Source organism: Nocardia sp. NPDC055165, from assembly GCF_053606985.1.
Window position 1 is genome coordinate 314461 of the sequence record NZ_JBSGSS010000005.1, and the last position, 16667, is coordinate 331127.

17 protein-coding genes are annotated in these 16667 nt (G+C 67.6%); 12 read left to right on the forward strand and 5 right to left on the reverse strand.

Features of this window, described 5'->3' with window-relative positions:
* Nucleotides 1-12: 12 nt before the first annotated feature.
* The 3 genes from ACWFRF_RS13425 to ACWFRF_RS13435 are packed head-to-tail and all read right to left on the reverse strand — an operon-like array spanning nucleotide 13 to nucleotide 2685.
* Complete coding sequence (locus ACWFRF_RS13425; RefSeq protein ID WP_378990668.1) at nucleotides 13-633, reverse strand: TetR/AcrR family transcriptional regulator; 621 nt, start codon at nucleotides 631-633, stop codon at nucleotides 13-15.
* A gap of 46 nt (nucleotides 634-679) precedes the next feature.
* Nucleotides 680-1501 (reverse strand): SDR family oxidoreductase, encoded by an 822-nt coding sequence (locus ACWFRF_RS13430; RefSeq protein ID WP_452450138.1) that lies wholly within the window; start codon nucleotides 1499-1501, stop codon nucleotides 680-682.
* Nucleotides 1498-2685, reverse strand: coding sequence for an acyl-CoA dehydrogenase family protein (locus ACWFRF_RS13435; RefSeq protein ID WP_379312271.1), 1188 nt, complete (start codon nucleotides 2683-2685; stop codon nucleotides 1498-1500). Before ACWFRF_RS13435 ends, ACWFRF_RS13430 begins: the two co-directional genes overlap by 4 nt.
* Nucleotides 2686-2764: 79 nt before the next feature.
* On the opposite strand from ACWFRF_RS13435, the gene ACWFRF_RS13440 reads away from it, so the two are divergent.
* From ACWFRF_RS13440 to ACWFRF_RS13475, 8 genes are all read left to right on the forward strand, one after another.
* Nucleotides 2765-4330, forward strand: a complete 1566-nt coding sequence (locus tag ACWFRF_RS13440) for a FadD3 family acyl-CoA ligase (RefSeq protein ID WP_379312272.1) — start codon at nucleotides 2765-2767, stop codon at nucleotides 4328-4330.
* Nucleotides 4327-5202, forward strand: coding sequence for an enoyl-CoA hydratase (locus ACWFRF_RS13445; RefSeq protein WP_378990671.1), 876 nt, complete (start codon nucleotides 4327-4329; stop codon nucleotides 5200-5202). Before ACWFRF_RS13440 ends, ACWFRF_RS13445 begins: the two co-directional genes overlap by 4 nt.
* A complete protein-coding gene (locus tag ACWFRF_RS13450) occupies nucleotides 5203-6345 on the forward strand; it encodes an acyl-CoA dehydrogenase family protein (RefSeq protein ID WP_449967983.1) in 1143 nt (380 codons plus the stop codon).
* A 49-nt stretch (nucleotides 6346-6394) separates the two neighbouring features.
* Nucleotides 6395-7411: an acyl-CoA dehydrogenase family protein gene (locus ACWFRF_RS13455; RefSeq protein ID WP_452450139.1), complete on the forward strand. Its 1017-nt coding sequence runs from the start codon at nucleotides 6395-6397 to the stop codon at nucleotides 7409-7411.
* 132 nt (nucleotides 7412-7543) lie between these two features.
* A complete protein-coding gene (locus tag ACWFRF_RS13460; RefSeq protein ID WP_452450140.1) occupies nucleotides 7544-8593 on the forward strand; it encodes an acyl-CoA dehydrogenase family protein in 1050 nt (349 codons plus the stop codon).
* A 128-nt stretch (nucleotides 8594-8721) separates the two neighbouring features.
* Nucleotides 8722-9174 carry a MarR family winged helix-turn-helix transcriptional regulator gene (locus tag ACWFRF_RS13465; RefSeq protein ID WP_378990677.1) on the forward strand — a complete coding sequence of 151 codons (453 nt, stop codon included), beginning with the start codon at nucleotides 8722-8724 and terminating at the stop codon, nucleotides 9172-9174.
* A gap of 17 nt (nucleotides 9175-9191) precedes the next feature.
* Nucleotides 9192-10433, forward strand: coding sequence for an MFS transporter (locus ACWFRF_RS13470; RefSeq protein ID WP_452450142.1), 1242 nt, complete (start codon nucleotides 9192-9194; stop codon nucleotides 10431-10433).
* 113 nt (nucleotides 10434-10546) lie between these two features.
* Nucleotides 10547-11296, forward strand: coding sequence for a DUF427 domain-containing protein (locus ACWFRF_RS13475; RefSeq protein ID WP_452450144.1), 750 nt, complete (start codon nucleotides 10547-10549; stop codon nucleotides 11294-11296).
* Here the strand turns inward: ACWFRF_RS13475 and ACWFRF_RS13480 are convergent, their stop codons facing one another.
* Both ACWFRF_RS13480 and ACWFRF_RS13485 read right to left on the reverse strand, forming a co-directional pair.
* Complete coding sequence (locus ACWFRF_RS13480; RefSeq protein ID WP_452450146.1) at nucleotides 11297-11719, reverse strand: hypothetical protein; 423 nt, start codon at nucleotides 11717-11719, stop codon at nucleotides 11297-11299.
* Nucleotide 11720: 1 nt separating this feature from the next.
* Nucleotides 11721-12896, reverse strand: coding sequence for a Rieske 2Fe-2S domain-containing protein (locus tag ACWFRF_RS13485; RefSeq protein WP_378990681.1), 1176 nt, complete (start codon nucleotides 12894-12896; stop codon nucleotides 11721-11723).
* A gap of 194 nt (nucleotides 12897-13090) precedes the next feature.
* Between ACWFRF_RS13485 and hsaA the strand changes: the two genes are divergently transcribed.
* From hsaA to hsaB, 4 genes are read left to right on the forward strand one after another with little or no spacing between them, the layout of a single operon-like run.
* Nucleotides 13091-14254 (forward strand): 3-hydroxy-9,10-secoandrosta-1,3,5(10)-triene-9,17-dione monooxygenase oxygenase subunit, encoded by a 1164-nt coding sequence (gene hsaA, locus ACWFRF_RS13490; protein WP_378990683.1) that lies wholly within the window; start codon nucleotides 13091-13093, stop codon nucleotides 14252-14254.
* Between the two features lie 3 nt (nucleotides 14255-14257).
* Nucleotides 14258-15127, forward strand: coding sequence for a 4,5:9,10-diseco-3-hydroxy-5,9,17-trioxoandrosta-1(10),2-diene-4-oate hydrolase (gene hsaD, locus ACWFRF_RS13495; protein WP_452450147.1), 870 nt, complete (start codon nucleotides 14258-14260; stop codon nucleotides 15125-15127).
* On the forward strand, nucleotides 15127-16032 hold the full coding sequence (gene hsaC, locus ACWFRF_RS13500; protein ID WP_378990685.1) for an iron-dependent extradiol dioxygenase HsaC: 906 nt from the start codon (nucleotides 15127-15129) through the stop codon (nucleotides 16030-16032). The genes hsaD and hsaC overlap by 1 nt, the downstream gene beginning before the upstream one ends.
* Nucleotides 16033-16050: 18 nt before the next feature.
* Entirely contained in the window at nucleotides 16051-16626 is a 576-nt protein-coding gene (gene hsaB, locus ACWFRF_RS13505; RefSeq protein WP_378990686.1) for a 3-hydroxy-9,10-secoandrosta-1,3,5(10)-triene-9,17-dione monooxygenase reductase subunit, read from the forward strand.
* Nucleotides 16627-16667 lie beyond the last annotated feature (41 nt).

Below are 16667 nucleotides of genomic sequence, written 5' to 3' on the forward strand. Positions count from 1 at the left end.
ATGATGGAACTCCTATTTCGCGGTGCTCCCGGGCAGGGTCAGCCCGTCGAGCACGATGGTGAGATATTGCTGGGCAAGGTTTTGCACGGTGATCGGGCCACCGGGGGTGTACCAGCGGACCGCGACCCACACGGTGTCGCGCAGGAAGCGGAAGGCCAGTTCCACGTCGAGTTCGGGCCGGAAGCTGCCGTCGGCCACGCCGGCGGCGAGCACGCGGTGCCATAGGTCGCGGAACTCGGTGTTGAAGTCGCGGATGTAGCCGAACCGCTCGGCGTCGCGCAGGTTCTTGGCCTCGGCCTGGTAGATCGCGACGGCGGCGTGATGGCGGTCGAACGACTCGTAGGACGCGATCACCAAGGACTCCAGGGTGTCTCGCGAGCTCATGCTCGCGCCCGCGATCTCGCGGTAGCGACCGAACAGGTCGTCGAGGAATCCGCGCAGGATCTCGTCGACCATCGATTCCTTGGAGTCGAAATGGTGATACAGACTGCCCGACAGGATGCCCGCCGAGTCGGCGATATCGCGCACCGTCGTGGCGCGCAGTCCACGTTCGGCGAACAGGTCGGCGGCGAGGTCGAGGAGTTCGGCGCGGCGGGTGCGTTTCACGGTGTCGGGTGCGGTCACACCCGTCATCGTACAACCAAGCACTTGCTTGGTTTCGGAGAACCCGCCACGGCGATCATGCGCGCTGGCTGCTCACCGAGACAACCTCGCCGGTCAGATACGAGGTGTAGTCACTGGCCAGCATGGCGATCGTCGCCGCTACTTCCCACGGTTCGGCGGCGCGACCGAAGGCCTCGCGCTCGCTGAGCGAGTCGAGCAGCTCGGTCGAGCTCACCTTGTCCAGGAACGGGTGGCGGGCGATGCTCGGCGCGACGGCGTTGATCCGCACCCCGAATTCGGCGGCTTCGATCGCGCTGCACCTGGTCAGCGCCATCACCCCCGCCTTGGCGGCGGCGTAGTGCGCCTGGCCGTGCTGGGCACGCCAGCCGAGGACGGAGGCGTTGTTCACGATCACGCCGCCGTGGCCCGCGCCGCGGAAGTACCCCAGCGCCGCACGGGTGCAGCGGAAGGTGCCGGTGAGGGTGATGTCGAGAACCTGGTCCCACTGCTCGTCGGTCATGTCGACCACCGGGGTCTCACCGCCGAGGCCCGCGTTGTTGACCATGATGTCGATCCGGCCGAGTTCGGCGGCCGCGTCGGCCAGCAGCTGATTCACCTGCGCGGTGTCGCGGACATCGCAGACCACGGCACCGACCCGGCGCTCGGGGAACTCCTTGGCCAGCAGCTCGGCGGTCTCGGTCAACCGGCGCTCGTGCCAGTCGGAGACGACCACGTCGGCGCCCTCTTCGAGGAGCCTGCGCGCGGTCGCAGAGCCGATGCCGGTGCCCGCGGCGGCGGTGATCACGGCCGTCCGGCCCGCGAGCAGGCCGTGTCCGGGGATCGAAGCCGGCGCGATCGACAGGGACTTGTTCGCGCCCGAATGGGTCTGCTCACTCACGGGCGTGCCTCTCGCGGGAGACCGAGCACACGCTCGGCGATGATGTTGCGCTGCACTTCGTTCGAACCTCCATAGATCGTGTCGGCGCGGCTGAACAGGTACAGCCGCTGCCATGCGGTCATGTCGTCGGGGCCGGTGAGCAGGCCCGTCGCGCCTTGGACGGCCATCGCCAGTTCGCCGAGGTCGCGATGCCAGTTGGCCCACAGCAACTTCGACACCGAGGCGCCGCCCGCGTCGTCGTGGTCCTCGCTCATGGTGCGCAGCGCGTGCGCGCGCAGCACCCGCAGTCCCACCCAGGCGCGATCGAGGCGATCGGCGATCAGCGGGTCGTCGGCGGCGCCGGTGCGCCGGGCCAGATCTTCGATGTCGGAGAGCTCGCGCGCGAAGCGGATCTGCTGGCCGAGGGTGGAGATGCCGCGCTCGAAGGTGAGCGTGCCCATCGCGATTCGCCAGCCGTCGCCCGGCGCGCCGACCACCAGGTTTGCATCGGTGACGGCATCGTCGAAGAAGACCTCGTTGAACTCGGAGGTGCCGGTGAGCTGTTCGATCGGCCGCACTTCGATGCCCGGCTGGTTCATCGGGACCAGCAGATAGGACAGGCCCTTGTGACGGCTCGAGCCGCGCTCGGTGCGGGCGATGACGAAGCACCAGTCGGCGACGTGCGCGAGCGAGGTCCAGATCTTCTGGCCGTTGATCACCCACTTGTCGCCGTCCAGGCGCGCGGTGGTCGAGACGGCGGCCAGGTCGGAACCGGCGCCGGGCTCGGAATAGCCCTGGCACCACAGTTCGCCGACCGAGCGCACGCCCGGCAGGAAGCGCTTCTTCTGCTCCTCGGTGCCGAAGGCCAGCACGGTGGGGCCGAGCAGTTCCTCGCCCACGTGCGAGACCCGCGCCGGCGCGTCGGCCTTGGCGTATTCCTCGTGGAAGATCACCTGCTGACGCACACTGGCGCCGCGACCGCCGTATTCGACCGGCCAGCCGAGGCAGGTCCAGCCCGCCGCGGCGAGGTGGCGGTCCCAGGCCAGCCGCTCGTCGAAGAATTCGTGTTCGCGGCCGGGTCCACCGGTGCCGCGCAGGTCAGCGAACTCGCCCGAAAGATTTTCGGCGAGCCAATCGCGTATTTCCGCGCGAAACTCCGCGTCGGAAGTCGCGGTATCGGAATCTGAGGTCTGGATCACGCCCACCTCGGTAGGATAACCTACCAAGCACTTGCTTTGTTAGCTGCTTCGGAAGAACAGCGAACCGCACAACGGTGAGGACCCCGTGACACCCCCTGCACAAACCACTCCGCAGGCGCTGCGCCACATCGCAGCGGCGCATCCGCACGAGCCTGCCCTGATCGACGGCGCGATCCGCCTGGACTGGACCGAACTACTCGACCAGGTCCGGGTGGCCGCCCGCGCCCTGATCGCCCGCGGCATCTCCCCCGGCGACCGGGTCGCGATGTGGGCGCCGAACACCTATCACTGGGTGATCGCCGCCCTGGCCGCGCACTCCGCCGGGGCCGCGCTGGTGCCGCTGAACACCCGCTACGTGGCGGCCGAGGCCGTCGACGTGCTGGCCCGGGTCGACGCGAAGGCCTTGTTCGTCGCCGGTCCGTTCCTCGGCCGCGATCGGGCGGCGGAACTCGCGGCGGCGGCACCGGAACTGGGTATCGGGACCGTCGTCGTCATTCCGATCGAGAGCGAAGCGGCCCCGGCCACTGCCGAGCCCGCACGCGCGACGGTGACGTGGGACGAGTTGCTCGCACAGGCCGCGACGGTGTCCGAAGAAATCGGCGAGGAGCGGGCGGCCCAGGTCTCCCCCGACGACATCTCCGACATCCTGTTCACCTCCGGCACCACCGGCCGCAGCAAAGGCACCCTCGTCGCGCACCGGCAGGCGCTGGGGGTGGTGCGCGGCTGGGTCGAGTGCTCGACCCTGCGCGCGGGCGACCGATACCTGGTGATCCCGCCGTTCTTCCACAACTTCGGTTACAAGGCGGGCATTCTCGCGTGCCTGGTCACCGGGGCCACGATCGTGCCGCAGGCCACCTTCGACGTGCCCGCCGCGCTGGCGCTCATCGAGTCCGCGCGGATCACCGTGCTCACCGGGCCACCGACGATCTACCAGACCATCCTCGAGCATCCCCAGCGCACCGAGCGTGACCTGAGCTCGCTGCGGGTGGCGGTGACCGGCGCGGCGACCGTGCCGGTGGTGCTGATCGAGCGAATGCGCGACGATCTCGCGTTCGAGGTGGTGATCACCGCCTACGGCCTGTCCGAGACGGCCGGTTTCGGCACCATGTGCCGTCCGTCCGACGACGCGGCCACCATCGCCAACACCTGCGGCGGGCCGATCGCCGACTTCGAACTGCGCCTGTCCGACGCCGGTGAGGTGCTGCTGCGCGGACCGAACGTGATGCTCGGCTACCTCGACGACCCCGAGGCCACCGCCGAGGCCATCGACGCCGACGGCTGGCTGCACACCGGCGACATCGGCATCGTCGACGAGCGCGGCTATCTGAAGATCACCGACCGGCTCAAGGACATGTACATCACCGGCGGGTTCAACGTGTACCCCGCCGAGATCGAACAGACCCTGGCCCGGCTCGACGGCGTCGCCGAGTCGGCGGTGATCGGCGTGCCCGACGAGCGGATGGGCGAGGTCGGCAAGGCCGTCGTCGTCCGCAAGGCCGGATCGACGCTGACCGCCGACGAGGTCATCGCCTTCGCCGCGGGCAAATTGGCGAACTTCAAAGTGCCCAGGCTTGTCGAGTTCCGCGACCAGCTGCCCTACAGCGCCGCGGGCAAAGTGCTCAAGCGTGAGCTACGTGAGGAGAAGTCGTGAGTTCCGAAACCGAGACCGAGGTCGTCACCTACGCGGTGCGCGGATCGGTCGCCGTCGTCACCATGAACCGGCCCGATTTCCGCAATGCGCAGAACTCGAAGATGACCTATGCCCTCGATGCCGCCTTCGTGCGCGCGGTCGAGGATCCCGAGGTCAAGGTGATCGTGCTGGCGGGCAACGGAAAGCACTTCAGCGCAGGCCACGACATCGGTACCCCGGGCCGCGACCACGACGTGCACTACGAGAACAAGGCCGCGCTGTGGTGGGACCACCTCGATCGCCCCGGTGGTGACCAGCGCTTCGCGCGCGAGTCCGAGGTGTATCTCGGCATGTGCAGGCGCTGGCGGGAGATCCCCAAGCCGATGGTGGCGATGGTGCAGGGCGCGTGCATCGCGGGCGGGCTGATGCTGGCCTGGGTGTGCGACCTGATCGTCTGCTCCGATGACGCGTTCTTCTCCGATCCGGTGGTCCGGATGGGCATTCCGGGTGTGGAGTACTTCGCGCATCCGTGGGTGATGGGGCCGCGCGCGGCCAAGGAGTTCCTGTTCACCGGCGACCGGTTCGGGGCGGCCCAGGCCAAAGAGTGGGGCATGGTCAACCGGGTCGTGCCGCGCGAGCAGCTGGAGGCCGAGGTGATGGGGCTCGCGGAGAAGATCTCCGCCATGCCGCAATTCGGGCTCGCGCTCACCAAGAAGGCTGTCAACCAGGCCGAGGATCTGATGGGCATGCGCTCCGGCATGGACTCGGTCTTCGGGCTGCACCATTTCGCACACGCGCACAACGCCGAGGTCGGCGCCGATTCACTCGGCGGGATGAACGCCCGCTCGATGAAGGCCACCGCCACCTCTACCGAACAGAACGGGACGAAGTAAGTGGATCTCGAGATCGACCCGGCTGCCCGGGAATTCCAGCTGGAGGTGCGCGAGTTCCTCGCCGCCAACGTACCGGCGGAGCCGTTGCCGTCGATGGATACCGCGGAAGGCTTCGCCGCGCATCGGGAATGGGAAGCGAAGCTGGCGCAGGCCCGGCTGTCCGCGGTCTCGTGGCCGCGCGAGTTCGGCGGGCGTGACGCGTCGATCCTCGAGTGGGTGCTGTTCGAGCAGGAGTATTACGCCGCGGGCGCACCGGGTCGGGTCGCGCAGAACGGCATCTTCCTGCTCGCGCCGACGCTGTTCGAGCACGGCACCCCCGAACAGCTCGCGCGGATCCTGCCGCGCATGGCGCGCGGTGACGACATCTGGGCGCAGGCCTGGTCGGAACCCGAGTCGGGCAGCGACCTCGCGAGCCTGCGCTCCACCGCACGGCGCACCGAGGGCGGCTGGCTGCTCAACGGCCAGAAGACGTGGAGTTCGCGTGCGTCGTTCGCCGATTGGGCGTTCGGCCTGTTCCGCAGCGATCCCGAGGCACAGCGCCACCACGGACTCACCTACGTGATGTTCCCGCTCACCGCCGAGGGCGTGAGCGTGCGGCCGATCCCCCAGCTCGACGGCGAACCCGGCTTCGCCGAGATCTTCCTCGACGACGTCTTCGTGCCCGACCACGATGTGATCGGCGGCGTGAACGAGGGCTGGCGGGTCGCGATGGCGACCTCGTCGAACGAACGTGGCCTCTCGCTGCGCAGCCCCGGCCGGTTCAGCGCCACCGCGCAGCGCCTCATCGACCTGTGGCGCGAGACCGCCGACCCGAGCGACACCGCGGCCAGGAACTCGGTGGTCGACGCCTGGCTCGGCGCCGAGTCCTACCGCCTGCACACCTTCGGCACCGTCACCCGCCTCACCGACGGCGGCCAGCTCGGCGCGGAGTCGTCGATCACCAAGGTGTACTGGTCCGAGCTCGACATCGCGATGCACGAGACGGCGCTGGACCTGCTCGGCTCGGCCGCCGAACAGCGCAGCACCTGGACCGACGGCTATCTGTTCTCGCTCTCGGGTCCGATCTACGCGGGCACCAACGAGATCCAGCGCAACATCATCGCCGAACGCATCCTCGGACTGCCCCGCGAGAGCAAGCGATGAACGTCAATTTCTCGGGCCGAATCGCCCTTGCGAACACAGGAGGTCTGCGATGAGATTCGCGCTCAGTACCGAACAGCTCGACTTCGCCGCCGAACTGCGCAAGATTCTCGATGCCGGACAGGTGCCCGCGGCGGTGCGGGCCTGGGCGGACGGTGACACCACCAAGGGGCGCGCCCTGCTGCGGCAGATCGCCGACATGGGCGTCTTCGGTCTGATCGTCGACGAGAAGTACGACGGGGCGGACGCCACCACCGTCGATCTCGTGGTCGCGCTGATCGAACTGGGCCGCGGCGCCGCGCCCGGGCCCGTGATCGAGTCCGCCGCCGTGATTCCCACTCTGCTGCAACGTCTTCCGGACGACGCACCCGCTCAGCGATGGTTGCCCGCGCTCGCGAGCGGCGAGGCGCTCGGCACCATCACCTTCGAGGCGCAGCGCGGCATCGCCCTCGACGCCGATATCGCCGAGCCTGTCCTCGTCGCCGCCGACGGCCGACTGGCACTCGGCGTCGCGCCGACGGATTCGGCGACCTCGATCGACCCCGCCCGCAAGCTGTTTCGCGTGCGGGCCGAGGAAGTGATCGCCGAGGGCCCCGAGGCCGAAGCCGCCATCGACTACGCCTTCGACATCGGTGTTCTCGCCTGTGCCGCACAGCTCCTCGGTGCGGGCCGCTCGATTCTCGAGCAGACCACCTCTTACGCGAAGCAGCGCAAGCAGTTCGGTCGTGCGATCGGTGAATTCCAGGCGGTGAAACAGCAACTCGCCGACGTGCTGATCGCCTTGGATCTGGCCGAGCCGCTGGTGTACCGCGCGGCCCTCACACTGGATTCGGACGACCGCGCTCGCGATGTCTCGGCAGCCCTGGTGACCTGCGGCGACGCCGCCCATCGCGCCGCGCGTGCCGGGCTTCAGGTGCACGGGGCCATCGGCTACACCGCGGAATTCGACCTGTCGCTGTGGCTGACCAAGGTCGCAGCCCTGCGAACTGCGTGGGGCACAGCCGACTTCCATCGCGGCAGAATCGCCGACGCGCTACGCGCCGCCGAACCTGCGGCCGCAACGAGCTGAGACCCGCGATGCCACCGACGACACCGGCCGAATGCCGCGCGGGTCTGTGTCGCGATGGCAGCCGAGTCCCGCCGAACCGCAGCCGACGCTCTCCCACCGCCGCCGCCATCACCGAGCCTTACGAGGAACCCCATGTCATCGAATGAACTACTCGAATTCCGGACCTCCGTGCGGGCCCTGCTCGGCAAGCACGCCACGTCGGCCGCGCTGCGTACCGCGATGGACACCGACCTCGGGTACGACCCGAAGTTGTGGCGGATGCTGTGCGAGCAGGTCGGGGTCGCCGCGCTCGCGGTGCCGGAGCAGTGGGGTGGCGCGGGCGCCGGGCTCGTCGAATCGCTCATGGTCGTCGGCGAATTGGGGCGAACGCTGAGCGGTGTGCCGATGCTCGGGTCAGCGGTGCTCGGGGTGCAGGCGATTCTGCTGGCCGGTGACGAGCAGTCGTGCGCCCGGCTGTTGCCCGATCTGGCGGATGGGTCACGCTCGGCGGCCCTGTGCTGGGCGGACGCCGCCGGGTGGGATGCGGCCGGGGTCAGCGCGACCGGCGGGAAGCTCAGTGGCGCGGCCCATTACGTGCTGCACGGAGCTCAGGCCGACCTGCTGTTGGTGCTGACCGATGACGGACTGTTCGAGACGACAGCGGACGCCCCCGGCGTGGCTGTCACCGCGACCCCCGCGCTCGATCCCACGCGCAAGCTCGCCACCATCACCTTCACCGATGCCTCCGCCACCCGGATCGGCACCGGCGACCCCGCCGCGCTGCGCCGCCGGCTGCGCGAGATCGCCTGGGCGGCACTGGCCGCCGAGCAGGTCGGCGCGGCCAGGCGCTGCCTCGAGATGACGGTGGAGTACACGGCCTCGCGCGTGCAGTTCGGTCGTCCGATCGGCAGCTTCCAGGCGCTCAAGCACCGGATGGCCGATATGTACGTGCTGGTCGAGTCGGCCGAATCGGCGGCGCTGGCCGCCGCACTCGCGGTGGCCGAGGACAGTCCGTCTGCCGCGGAGGACGTGTGGGTCGCGCGCAAGCACTGCACCGAGACCTTCTCCACGGTGGCGGCCGAGACCATCCAGTTGCACGGCGGCATCGCTATCACCTGGGAACACGACGCCCACCTCTATTTCAAGCGGGCGCACGCCACCGCCGAGCTGTTCGGCACCGGGCGTCGCCCGGTCGCGGCCTAGCTGTATTCATCGAAAGCCCTGGTCGCAGCTCCGCGACCAGGGCTTTCGGCATGCTGTGCGCCATTTCACCGAGCTTGGGCGCGGACCGGTCTGGTTTTAGATAATTAGCTTATGTAATATTATCTCCTGTGAAGCAGACAGCGCAGCCATCGGCAGACGACATCGTGGTCGACCTGTTGGTCACCGCTGGTCGGCTCACCCGACTGGCCGGGGCGATCAGCAACGACGACCTGCCCCGCGCGGTCCTGCGGGCCCTTTCCGTGCTCGACGAGCACGGCGGGCTGCGGGTCAGCGATTTCGCCCGGATCGACAGATGTTCCCAACCGGCGGCAACGGCGCTGATCGGTCGACTCGTCACCGACGGCTTCGCATCCCGCACCAAAGACCCGCACGACTCCCGGGCAGTGCTCATCGAGCTCACCCCGGCCGGCCGGTCCCGCCTCACCGAGGCCAGACGCGCGTTCGCCGCCGCCATGGCACCCGGACTGGCCGATTTCGATCTCGATCGGCTGATCCGCCTCGATACCGACATGAACGACCTGCTGACAGCCCTTCGCTCGGTTGCCCGCGGTCATCAGTGATGCAACCAGGAGCGCCAGTGAGCACCCCCCAGCTGACTCGCGACGACAACGCCGCAACCACCAACTCCCAGCCCAAAGCCGTGTGGGCCGTCGCCTTCGCGAGCGTCATCGCGTTCATGGGCATCGGCCTGGTCGATCCCATTCTCAAGCCCATCGGCGAACAGCTGAACGCGACGCCGTCCCAGGTGTCGTTGCTGTTCACCAGCTACATGGCCGTCACCGGCGTCGCCATGCTGGTCACCGGCGTGATCTCGAGCCGCTTCGGCGCGAAGAAGACGCTGCTGTCCGGGCTGGCGATCATCATCGTGTTCGCCGCGCTGGCGGGCATGTCCGGCAGCATCGGCGAGATCATCGGCTTCCGCGCGGGCTGGGGTCTGGGCAACGCCCTGTTCATCGCGACGGCACTGGCCACCATCGTCGGCGCGGCCACCGGCGGCGTCGCCAAGGCGATCATTCTCTACGAGGCCGCGCTCGGCATCGGCATCGCGACCGGCCCGCTGCTGGGTGGCGTGCTCGGTGGAATCAGCTGGCGCGGACCGTTCTTCGGAGTCTCGGTGCTGATGGCCGTCGCCTTCATCGCGATCGTCGTGCTGCTGCCCGAAACGCCGAAGGCCGCGCACCCCACCTCGATCACCGCGCCGTTCAAAGCCTTGCGGCACAGAGGATTGCTCACCGTGAGCATCACCGCGCTGCTCTACAACTTCGGCTTCTTCACCCTGCTCGCGTTCACCCCGTTCCCACTGGACATGGGCACCTACGCGATCGGCTTCATCTTCTGCGGCTGGGGCATCCTGCTCGCCCTGTCCTCGGTGTTCCTCGCCCCGAAACTGCAGGCGCGCTTCGGTTCGCTGCCGATGATGGCCCTGTCGCTGGGCCTGTTCGCAGTCGACCTGGCGGTGATGGGGATGTTCACCGAACACAAGGTCGTGCTGATCGTCGGTGTGGTGATCGCCGGTGCGTTCCTCGGCGTGAACAACACGCTGATCACCGAGGCCGTGATGATCTCGGCGCCGGTCGAGCGCTCGACCGCGTCGGCGGCGTACAGCTTCGTCCGATTCGGTGGCGGTGCGGCCGCCCCGTGGGTGGCGGGCAAACTCGGCGAGCACAACATGTCGCTGCCGTTCTGGCTCGGCGCGGTCTGCACGGCCGCCGCGGTCGCGGTCCTCTACATCGGCCGCGGCGCCCTGGCCCACATCGACGACCACGACCCGGCCCCCCACTCGATCGAGGAAGCACAGGCCATCACCGTCGGCGATTGAGAGCTCTATTTTTGGAGCGCTGGCGCGCTCGAGTTCGCGAACCCGGCCGCTGCGCGTCCGGCCCCTCCCTAAGGGTCGGGGTTCGGGGTTCGGAATTCGGGTAGCGTTGGTGCATGACCGAGGACCGACGTGGACGTGTCAAGGTTGAGACCGGACAGAAGCGAGTACGGGTTTATCTGCGCGGGAAGCTGGTGGCCGACACGCTCCGGCCGTTGCTGGTCTGGGAGATCCCGTACTACCCGACCTACTACGTGCCACTCACCGACGTGCGCGCCGACCTCGATCCGAACGGGGTCACCGAGCACTCCCCCAGCCGCGGCGACGCGACGGGTTACGACGTGACGGTCGAGGGTCTGCGCGCCGACGGTGCGGCGCTGCGCTATCTCGACTCACCGCTGTCGGAGCTGAAAGACGCTGTGCGGCTCGACATCGCCGCGTTCGACTGGTTCGAGGAAGACGAGCAGGTCTTCGTCCATCCGCGCGACCCGTATTCGCGCGTGGACATTCTCGGCAGTTCCCGGCACGTGCGGGTGGAGATCGACGGAGTGACCGTCGCGGACTCGCATTCGCCCCGAATCCTGTTCGAAACCGGTTTGCCCGCAAGGTATTACCTGCCGCTGACCGATGTCCGGATGGATCTGCTGACCGCATCGGACACCCACACCAGCTGCCCGTACAAGGGCACCGCCGACTATTGGAACGTGCGCGTCGGCGACACCGAGCACGCCGACCTCGTCTGGATCTACCGCACGCCGCTGCCGGAGAGCCAGAAGGTGGCGGGGCTGGCGTGCTTCTACAACGAGAAGGTCGACATCTACCTCGACGGGGTGCGACAGGATCGCCCGCACACCCCGTTCGGCTGACTATTCGCCGACGTCGAGCACGCCTTCGTCAACCGCCCACTTGATCGACTTCTCCAGTGACGGACACGATTCGGGCCGACCCGGCCGCGCACCGTGCGCGGTCAGCTGCGCGAAGATCGGGCAGTGCGCGTCGGGTCGCTCGGTCCACTGCACCGAGGTCTGGTGCTGACTCGCCTTGCGCACCAGCACCTGTGCCGAGCACGCCTGGCACCGCAGTGGTGTGAGACCCGTGTCGAGGTAATGCTGTTTGTCGACCACAGTTTGCGCCCGCACCGCGGCTTGCCGCGCGGGTTGATCAGCGAAATCGGGCGCTTTGGCCCAGGTCGGGCGAGTCCCCGCACGCTGCGAGGATTCGCCCGACCCCGGCTCCGCCGAAGCGAGCTGCGACGGATCGCCGGACCTTTGCGGCTCGCTCTGGCTCATATCAGACGCCTGCTTCCTCGGATTCGGCCTTGCGGCGCAGGTTCTCCGCCACCTCGGCCTCCCACGCCTGATTCGCCTTGGTCGTATCGACCTCGAACTCGAAGCGCTGGGTCATCTTCTCGGTCACCTCGGCGACGTCGACGTAGAACTGCTCGTACCAGCGACGCAGCTGGTAGACCGGCCCGTCTTCCTCGCAGAGCAGCGGGTTCTCGACCTTGGACTTGTGCTTCCAGATCTCCACGTCCTGCAGGAAGCCGTCGCCGAAGAACTTGGCCATCGTGTCGGCCAGTTTCTTCGCGGCCTCGTCGGGCAGGCCCTTGGGCTTCTCGACCGACAGACCCCACTGCAGCACGAACGAATCCTGGTCGACCGGGTAGTGGCAGTTGATCAGCTGAACCTTGATCTCGTACCCGCTGTAGATGTTCACCAGCGGATTGATCATGTAGGACGGCCCGAAGTAGGACGCCTCCGACTTCAGCAGCGTGTCACCGCCGTGCTTGGCGGCCATACCGACGTCGGGGCGGCCCTTGGTCTCCAGGAACTGCGTCGCCACATGCCCTTCGAAGACGTTCTTGAAGAACGTCGGGAAGGCGTAGTGGATGTAGAAGAAGTGCGCCATGTCCACGACGTTGTCGATGATCTCGCGGCAGTTGGCGCCCTGGATCAGCAACGAGTCCCAGGTCCAGTCGGTCCAGCCGCTGTTGTGGGCCTCGGTCGGATTGCCCTGTTCGTCGGTGTAGGGGCCCTCGATATACGGGATCGTGACCTCGGCGGGCGGTTCGTTGCCCTCGTGATCGTGCCAGACGTACAGCTGACCGTTGCGCTCGAGCGTGGTCCACTTCCGGGTGCGGGCCAGCGGCGGAACGCGGCGCGCGTACGGAATCGCGGTGCACTTTCCGCTGGCACCCCAGCGCCAGTCGTGGAACGGGCAGGCGATGTCATCGCCCTTCACCGTTCCCATGCTCAGGTCGCCGCCCATATGCCTGCAGTAGGCGTCGAGCACGCGGATCTGGTCGTCGGTATCGGTCCACACGACGAGCTTGGTACCGAAGACCTCGACCGCGTGCGGTTTACCGTCGCGGAACGTCGACGCGAGGCCGACACAGTGCCAGCCACGCGCGAACCTCGTCGGCGGTGCACCGACATCGAGTTCCCTCACCTTGGGGTTGATCGCCATCCCGAACCCTCCTCGTTCACTAGAACACGTTACAAAACTGAGCCACTTCACGCCAGTTGTCCAGCGAACTTCCTTGTTGACTCCTGTTATATCCGAGGTAGGGCGATCTTCTCGACAGAAACGAGAACCTGTTCTAATCTCAGAGACGAAAAGAACCGGTTGTCGATCCGACAAGGGCAGGAGCGGGCTCCGAAATGACGCAAGAAGTGACCGAACGGGTCGAGGCACTGCTGCCGACGCTGCGTGAGCGTGCGCAGGAGGCCGAAGACCTGCGCCGCATTCCCGAAGAATCCATGAAGGCGCTGCAGGAGACCGGTTTCTTCCGGCTGCTCCAGCCCAAGCAGTGGGGCGGCCACGCGGCCGACCCGGTGGTCTTCTACGACACCGTGCGCAAGATCGCCAGCGCATGTGGTTCCACCGGCTGGGTGTCGGGCATCATCGGGGTGCACAACTGGCACCTCGCGCTGTTCGATCAGCAGGCCCAGCAGGACGTGTGGGGCGAGGACACCGATGTGCGCATCTCGTCCTCGTACGCGCCGATGGGAGCGGGACAGGCCGTCGACGGTGGTTACATCGTGCGCGGCTCGTGGGCTTGGTCCTCGGGTTCCGATCACGCCACCTGGGCGGTGCTGGGCGGTCCGGTGATCAAGAACGGCAAGCCGGTCGACTTCGGCAGCTTCCTGATCCCGCGCTCGGACTACCGCATCGATGACGTCTGGAACGTCGTCGGCCTGCGCGGCACCGGCTCCAACACCGTCGTCGTCGAGGACATCTTCGTCCCGTCGCACCGGTTCCTGAGCTTCCGCGCGATGAGCGAAGGCCGCGCGCCCGGCCTCGAGCAGAACACCGACCCCGTCTACAAGATGCCGTGGGGCACCATCCACCCCACCACCATCTCCGCGCCGATCGTCGGCATGGGCTACGGCGCCTACGAGGCGCACGTCGAGCACCAGGGCAAGCGCGTGCGCGCCGCCTACGCCGGCGAGAACGCCAAGGACGATCCGTTCGCCAAGGTGCGCGTGGCCGAGGCGGCCAGCGATATCGACGCCGCGTGGCGTCAGCTCTCGGGCAATGTCGCCGAGGAGTACGCACTGCTGCTGGCGGGCGAGGAGGTGCCGTTCGATCTGCGCGTGCGCGCCCGTCGCGACCAGGTGCGTTCGACCGGTCGCGTGATCGCCTCGATCGACAAGCTCTTCGAGTCCTCGGGCGCCACCGCCCTGGCCAACGGCACGCCACTGCAACGCTTCTGGCGTGACGCGCATGCCGGGCGGGTCCACGCGGCCAACGATCCCGAGCGCGCCTACGTGATGTACGGCACGCACGAGTTCGGCCTGCCCGTCACCGACGCCATGGTGTAGCCGATGACCCGAACCGCTGAACTGACCTACGCATCGACCTCACGCTTCGCGCAGGTCACCCCCGATCTGAAGCTGCACTACCACGAAGCCGGAGTGGGCAACGGGCCGACGATCGTGCTGCTGCACGGCGGTGGACCCGGTGCCTCGGCGTGGTCGAACTTCGCCCGCAACATCCCGGTGCTCGCCGAGCACTATCACGTGATCGCGCCCGATCAGCCGGGTTACGGCAAGTCCGACAAGCCGATCGACCACCCGCAGTACTTCGTGCACAGCTCGAACGCACTGCTCGCGCTGCTCGATCACCTCGAGATCACCGACCGGGTGCACCTGCTCGGCAATTCTCTCGGCGGCGGCGCCTCGGTGCGGTTCGCACTCGACCACCCCACGCGCGCGGGCAAACTCGTGCTGATGGGTCCGGGCGGGCTGAGCACCAACCTGTTCGCGCCCGACCCCACCGAGGGCGTGAAGCTGCTCTCGAAGTTCACCTACGAACCGACCAGGGACAACCTGGAGAAGTTCCTGCGGATCATGGTCTTCGACCAGTCCCTGGTGACCGAGGAACTCATCGACGAGCGGTTCGCCTTCGCGAGTACCCCCGAGTCGCTGGCCGCGATGAAGGCGATGGGCAAGTCCTTCGCCGGCGCGGACTTCGAGAAGGGCATGCTGTGGCGTGACGCGTACAAGCTGCGTCAGCCGGTGCTGTTGATCTGGGGTCGCGAAGATCGGGTGAACCCCCTCGACGGCGCGCTCGTGGCCACCAAGGTGATCCCGCGCGTCCAGCTGCACGTGTTCGGTGGCTGCGGGCACTGGGCACAGCTGGAGAAGTTCGACGAGTTCAACCGGCTCACCGTCGATTTCCTCGGGGAGAAGTAATGAGCATTCGCGCCCTGGGCTACATGCGCATCGAGGCCACCGACATGGCGGCCTGGCGCGAGTACGGCCTCAAGGTTCTCGGCATGATGGAGGGCACCGGGCTGAACCCTGACGCGCTCTACCTGCGCATGGACGATTTCGCCGCCCGACTGGTGATCGTTCCCGGCGAGCAGGACCGGCTGCTGGTCTCGGGCTGGGAGGTCACCGACGGGCCCGGCCTGCAACAGCTGCGGGAAACCCTGAGCAAGGCCGGGGTCGCCTTCACCGAGGGCACCAAGGAAGAGCTGGGTGAGCGACGCGTCGAGGGCATGATCCGGTTCCAGGATCCGTCCGGGAACACCCTCGAGGCGTTCTACGGCGCGCAGTACCTGGGCCGCCGCTTCGTGAGCCCCTACGGCCACAAGTTCGTCACCGCCGAGCAGGGATTGGGCCACGTGGTTCTCACCTGCACCGACGATGCCGCGGCACAGGCGTTCTACCAGGACATCCTGGGCTTCCGGCTGCGCGACTCCATGCGGCTGCCGCCGCAGATGGTCGGCCGTCCCGCCGACGGCGACCCGGCCTGGCTGCGCTTCTACGGCTGCAACCCGCGCCACCACGCGCTGGCGTTCCTGCCGCTGCCGAACCCCACCGGCATCGTGCACCTGATGGTCGAGGTGGAGAACTCCGACGACGTCGGTCTCTGCCTGGACCGCGCCTATCGCAAGAAGGTGAAGATGTCGGCCACTCTCGGCCGCCACATCAACGACAAGATGCTGTCCTTCTACATGAAGACTCCCGGCGGATTCGACATCGAATTCGGCTGTGAAGGACTGGAAGTCGACGACCACGACTGGATCGCCCGCGAATCGACCGCGGTGAGCCTGTGGGGTCACGACTTCACTGTCGGATTCAAACAGCAATAGGAACGGGCGGCGAAGGACATGACTGAACAGATACCGGCGATCGACGGCCGGCAGTTCCGCACCGTGCTGGGGCAGTTCTGCACCGGCATCACCGTGATCACCGCGCTCGATCCGGACGGTGAGCCCATCGGGTTCGCCTGCCAGTCCTTCGCCGCGCTCTCCCTCGACCCGCCCCTTGTGCTGTTCTGCCCCACCAAGGGGTCGCGGTCGTGGGCGGCGATCGAGGCGGCGGGCAAGTTCTGCGTGAACGTGCTCTCCGAGGAACAGCAGCCGACGTGCGCGCGCTTCGGCTCACGCGAGACCGACAAGTTCGCCGGAGTCGGCTGGCGGACATCCGCATTGGGCGTCCCCGTGCTCGACGATTCCTTGGCCACCATCGAATGCACCGTCGACTCCGTCGTCGACGGCGGTGACCACTACATCGTCATCGGCCGGGTCCACGCGCTCGCGGAGTCGGCCACCACCGGTGGTCGTCCGCTGCTGTTCTACCGCGGCCAGTACACCGGCATCGAGCCGGACAAGACCACCCCCGCCCCCTGGCGCGCGGACCTGGACCACTTCCTCACCACCACCAGTCTCGACACCTGGCTGTGAATCGACCGGCCTGAGCAGGCGGTCACGGCCTCGGTCGGCAC